This window comes from Bathymodiolus platifrons methanotrophic gill symbiont (assembly GCF_002189065.1).
Classification (GTDB): Bacteria; Pseudomonadota; Gammaproteobacteria; order Methylococcales; family Methylomonadaceae; genus Methyloprofundus.
Window position 1 is genome coordinate 1 of the sequence record NZ_BDMN01000363.1, and the last position, 5,485, is coordinate 5,485.

The following is a 5,485-nucleotide window of genomic DNA, read 5'->3' on the forward strand; positions in this document are numbered from 1 at the left end:
CCGCTGCCAGCCATGGAGAGCGAACGCGAGGGCTGGTAGTCCCCAGAAGGCGTAGGGCCGTTGTTTTGTCGGAATCGTAGCGCTAGCGTAGGTGGAGACAAAATAAAAGGCATTCCGAAACGCCGTCCAGTCATTTGAGGGAGTGTTACGAAGCCAGCACCGAGTTTACGATGGTAGTGGCGAAGTGGCACGTACGCAGGACGTCTGGGGCGCCGAAGGCATTAGCGGTCGCGTTAAGTTTTTGCCGCTTGCTTGGGCTGGGATGCCCAAAACAAGCTTTCGCAAAAATAGCGACTCCCCGCTAAATAACTCTAAAAGTCTAAATGCAATTCTACAAGATAACAAACCTGATGAAATGAGGATAATTGTTGACACCATAGGGCGGGCGCAAGACTCAGCACAAATAAAAATTGAAGTATCTCCCGTTGCAAGGGGAACACTTCATAAAGCCAATACCTGCGACATCATTGAAAAGGTCGAAGATGAATTTGGATTTGCCTCAATTCAAATGGTATCACTCCCAGACCTGTATGGTGGAAAGCTATGTGCGGCGATGGATCGTCAACACCCAAGAGACTTATTTGATGTAAAAATATTATTGCAATCTAGAGGTGTAGATCGTGAAATTTTCATCGGCTACTTAGCTTATTTACTTTCGCATAACCGGCCGATTTCAGAAGTCATGAACCCAAGGTGGAAAAATATTGGTGAGACGTTTCACAAAGAATTCAATGGCATGACATTTGAACCAATCACACTGGAAGAATTGCAAAACGTACCTACAGCAATGGTTCAATCACTAAAATCACAGTTTACGCAGTCTGATTTGGACTTTTTGCTTTCATTCAAGTCAGGCGATCCAGATTGGAGCTTAGCACCTCATGAGCAAATACAGTATTTACCAGCGGTGCAATGGAAACTATTAAATATTCAAAAAATGCCTACTGGTAAGCGACAGTTAGCATTAGAAACGTTAAATAAAACCATGCTCAGCTGGCTTGAAGGGTAACTCATGCAATTAAATAATTAACAACAAATGAAATACATTAAAGCATGGTAGAAACGGCTAAGGAATGTGCACGAAATAACTTCCTGAAGCAGCCAAGCTTGAATAATGAAATATCTCCCCTAAATTAAGGTTATCTTAATTTATTACTCAGTGGTTGTCTTATGTCATTTCCTTATAAAAAAAATATCGAAAAGTCGATGAAGAAATTTTATGACTCACTTTGTGAAAAAAATAAGCGACGGTATGCCGCCATTGAAAGTGAAAAATTATCTCATGGTGGCGTTAACTATATTTCAGCTTTATTAGAGTGTGACCCAAAAACTATCCGCCAAGGAAAAAAAGAACTCACCGAATTAGAACTGGATATAACAGGAATCAGACAACCTGGAGGCGGTCGAAAAAAAAGACCTCTACCCCTGAATACAGTGGAATAGATCAAGACTTTTTAGATATTCTTCAACAGCATACAGCAGGCAATCCAATGAATTCATCTATTAGGTGGACTTATCTAAAGCCGCGTGAAATCGTCAGTGAATTATTAAAAAAGGGTTATTCTGTCAGTCGTAATATCGTTCGATATTTATTAAAAAAACATGAATATGTTAAGCGCAAAGCCCAGAAAAACATTACGATGGGTGGTCATCCTGACCGCAATGCTCAATTTGAAAATATTACCCAATTGAAGCAGGACTACCTGGATGCGGGAAACCCTGTTATTAGTATGGATACCAAAAAGAAAGAGTTATTGGGTACTTTTTATCGTAATGGATCGCTCTATACACAAGCAGCCATTCAAACGAATGATCATGATTTCCCTAGCTCTGCAACAGGCAGTGTTATTCCTCATGGGTTTTATGACCTCAAACGAAACACAGGATATATCACGCTTGGAACGAGTCATGATACCAGTGAATTTGCCTGTGATAGCTTATTTCAATGGTGGGTAAACGAGGGTATTATTCATTATCCTAAAGCAAAATCATTGTTGATCCTTTGCGATGGTGGAGGGAGTAACAGCTCACGGCACTACATTTTTAAAGAAGATTTACAAAAGACTGCGAATGCACTTGGATTGGAAATTAGGATTGCCCACTATCCTCCTTATACCTCCAAGTATAATCCCATTGAACATCGTTTTTTTCCTCATGTGACTCGTGCTTGTGAAGGTGTTGTATTTGACTCGGTTGAAACAGTTAAAACATTGATTTCTAGAACATCAACGTCAAAAGGACTAACAACAATTGTTCACATACTCGACAAAATATACGAGACAGGACGAAAATATGCCGCTGACTTCAAAGAAATAATGCCGATTGTATTTGATACACATTTACCAAAATGGAATTACCGTGCAATTCCTCAAGAATAATTAATATCGGGAAGTTGTTTCGTGCTTATTCCTTAGCGGAATATGACAAAGTTCAAGCCATGGGCTTACCGGAAGAAGCACAAGAAAAAATGTTGTTACGTGCAACAAAGGGCTTATCGTTTTTCAATATCTCAAAAATGGATTTATCCAAATTAGGTGAGGCGGGCATAAAAGACAACCTGGAATCTTATATCCAGGGCTTTTCAAAAGATGCCAGAGAGATTTTTGAATATTTCAACTTTGCTGAGTTTATTGGCCAGCTTAACGATGCCGATCTACTCTACAAAATTGTACAAAAGGTTAGACAAACCGACTTAAGCCCTAAAGCCATTTCTAATCATGAGATGGGTTTAGTGTTTGAAGAATTAATTAGACGCTTTGCTGAAGGCTCTAATGAAACTGCAGGGGAACACTTCACTCCGAGAGACATTATAAGGTTAACGACATCTCTAGTTTTTATGGAAGACGATGATGCCTTAATCAAAGCAGGGATTATTCGTACTATTTATGATCCTACTGCTGGTACAGGTGGATTCTTATCAGCAGGTATGGAAAGTTAAACCCACAAGCAGTCATTCGAGCATTTGGCCAAGAGCTTAATCCAGAAAGTTACGCCATCTGTAAAGCAGATATGCTGATCAAAGGCCAAGACGTTAGCAATATTAAACTGGGTAATACCTTATCTAATGATCAACTCTACGCCGATAAGTTTGATTACATGCTCTCTAATCCGCCGTTTGGTGTGGACTGGAAAAAGATTGAACAAGCGATTAAAGATGAAAACACCTTAAAAGGCTTTGACGGTCGATTTGGTCCAGGCTTACCCCGAGTCTCAGACGGCTCCTTATTATTCCTGTTACACCTGATTAGTAAACTGCGTGGAGCAGAAAAAGGTGGAGCAAGAATCGGCATTATCCTTAACGGCTCGCCCTTATTTACTGGGGGTGCAGGTTCAGGTGAATCAGAAATACGCCGTTACATACTCGAAGCCGACTTATTAGACGCTATTGTCGCTTTACCGACGGATATGTTCTATAACACGGGTATAGCTACTTATGTCTGGGTGTTATCCAATAAGAAAGCTGATCAGCGTAAAGGTAAAGTACAGCTGATTAATGGCGTAAACTTATGCGGTAAAATGCGTAAATCATTAGGCTCCAAGCGTAATGTGATGGATGAAACAGATATTGCCACTATCACCCGCAGTTTTGGTGATTTTGAAACAGTTACCAGAGAATTAGATAAACCTGCCGAACAGAAAAGTAACCGAGGCCGTCAGTCCGCTAACCCTAAAACTGAGGCACCGAAAACCTTCTCCAGTAAAATATTTAACACCCATGAATTTGGTTATCGTCGAATCACCATAGAACGTCCTTTAAGAGAATCTTACCAATTCAGTGATGAACGCATAGCTGAACTGCGCTTTGCACCCAAGCCACTTAATGCAGTAATGAAATGGGTCTATGCTGAATACGGTACTAGCTGGTCTGATAATGAGGGCTGCGAAAACTACGGCGTTTTAACCGAACATGAAGAAACCATACGCAAACATATCAAAAGCCATTTCAGCGAGCTAAAAGCCAAACAGTTACAACAAAGCATCGGCACAGCACAGCATGATGATATGAATGGCTATGATGCAGGACTAAAAGCCACAGATATTAAGCTAGATACCAAACAGAAAAAACAAATCACCAATGCAGTCAGCTGGAAAAACCCAGAGGCTGAAAAGGTCATTAAGAAAATACATAAAACTAAAGCCAGTCCCTTGTATGGCTTATTTGAGGTGAATAGCCAAACCATAGAATACAAACCCGATGGTGATTTAAGAGATAATGAAAATGTCGCCCTTGATCCCAGTCAAAGTGTAAACGATATAAACGAAGCCTACTTTAAAAAAGAAGTGCAACCACATGTACCAGATGCCTGGATAGATGCCAATAAGAAAGATGCTAAAGATGAAGAAATAGGCATAGTCGGATATGAAATTCCTTTTAACCGCCACTTCTACCAGTATCAGCCACCACGCGATTTAGTCGATATTGATGCGGATTTAGATAGAGCCAATTTCTTGCGCACCAGATCAATATGTAACATTAAGTTATAAACCTGGTCCGCATAAGAAAGTGGCGTTTTTACCTTATTAACCTCGTTTTCGATCTGCTGCAATTCACGATTAAGCTGTACAAACTGCGCTATAGACAACTGTTGCTTATGCACAGCATCATCTACTTCCTGTAATTCCTTATACCAACGATAAATTTTAGAACGAATCCTCCAGCGGTATAACGGCGGCATAACCTTACCGAGAGGGAGCAGTCACGCTATTAAAGGTACCAGCATAACAATCATTCTACCTATAAATACCGCCGGCCAGAATGGTAGGTAGCGCATCAATAAAGGCGGACCGGCTGAATAATAGCGCTTTGCCTCTTCATTAATAGGGTAGGCAGTAAATTGACTGGATGGAAATTCCCCGGATGCTGAAAAATACTGGCTTGACTATGAATTTTATCTGCGGCGCGAAGTAACAACACAATTAAAGCGGGGTTAAAGTCTTCCGTGATCACCAAGTTTGCCGTAGGTGCCAACAATGTCACTGCCTGGCCTGGAATATTACTTTCCAGATCAATAACCCCCTCGGGTAATGTAATTTTAGAGAGATAAGGTATTAATCGGATATAAGCATCAGCTCGACGTAGGTCCAATAGCTTAAGTTGTTTATTGCGTAACAATTGCTGGATAATTTCTGAATCACTAGATGCCACCATAATGAGCGCATCTATATCGGAGCGTATTAGCGCGTCAGCAGCCTCAGTTGAAGCAAGCGCCAATAATTGAGTCGCTGTATTTTTGATATGATTCAGTTCCAGTATTTGCTTTGCCAGAATGCGCGTACCGCTACCCTCTGGACCGATAGAAATACGGAGCTTAGATAAGTCAGTTATCTTTTTAACAGGACTATTTTTTCTGAGAAAAACCCACAGGGCTTCATAGTAAACTGAAGTTTCCTAGAAATTCATCAAGCGACCATGCGTAACAAAACGGTTACCACCGAATTTACAGGGGAGCTGCTGTATTTGGGGCAAACCCTTTCAAAATACGGG

The 5,485-nt window shown here is 40.8% G+C and carries 3 protein-coding genes and 2 pseudogenes; 4 read left to right on the forward strand and 1 reads right to left on the reverse strand.

Annotation, left to right across the window (positions count from 1 at the left end; genetic code table 11):
- Positions 1–262 precede the first annotated feature (262 nt).
- The 4 genes and pseudogenes from CDZ78_RS17600 to CDZ78_RS17610 form a co-directional block, all read left to right on the forward strand.
- Complete coding sequence (locus CDZ78_RS17600; RefSeq protein ID WP_087871151.1) at positions 263–1,009, forward strand: nucleotidyl transferase AbiEii/AbiGii toxin family protein; 747 nt, start codon at positions 263–265, stop codon at positions 1,007–1,009.
- Between the two features lie 161 nt (positions 1,010–1,170).
- Positions 1,171–1,443, forward strand: a complete 273-nt coding sequence (locus CDZ78_RS23345; protein WP_087868120.1) for a hypothetical protein — start codon at positions 1,171–1,173, stop codon at positions 1,441–1,443.
- Positions 1,440–2,378, forward strand: coding sequence for an ISAzo13 family transposase (locus tag CDZ78_RS17605; RefSeq protein ID WP_230990509.1), 939 nt, complete (start codon positions 1,440–1,442; stop codon positions 2,376–2,378). Before CDZ78_RS23345 ends, CDZ78_RS17605 begins: the two co-directional genes overlap by 4 nt.
- 32 nt (positions 2,379–2,410) lie before the next feature.
- Positions 2,411–4,485, forward strand: a pseudogene (locus CDZ78_RS17610) (class I SAM-dependent DNA methyltransferase); the annotation flags it as partial.
- Between the two features lie 286 nt (positions 4,486–4,771).
- Here the strand turns inward: CDZ78_RS17610 and CDZ78_RS17615 are convergent.
- A pseudogene (locus tag CDZ78_RS17615) lies at positions 4,772–5,371 on the reverse strand (TAXI family TRAP transporter solute-binding subunit); the annotation flags it as partial.
- Positions 5,372–5,485 lie beyond the last annotated feature (114 nt).

Excerpts from the sequence above, each read along its gene's own strand:
- CDZ78_RS17600 (WP_087871151.1), top strand. The coding sequence starts at position 263 with ATGCCCAAAACAAGCTTTCGCAAAAATAGCGACTCCCCGCTAAATAAC.
- CDZ78_RS23345 (WP_087868120.1), top strand. The coding sequence starts at position 1,171 with ATGTCATTTCCTTATAAAAAAAATATCGAAAAGTCGATGAAGAAATTT.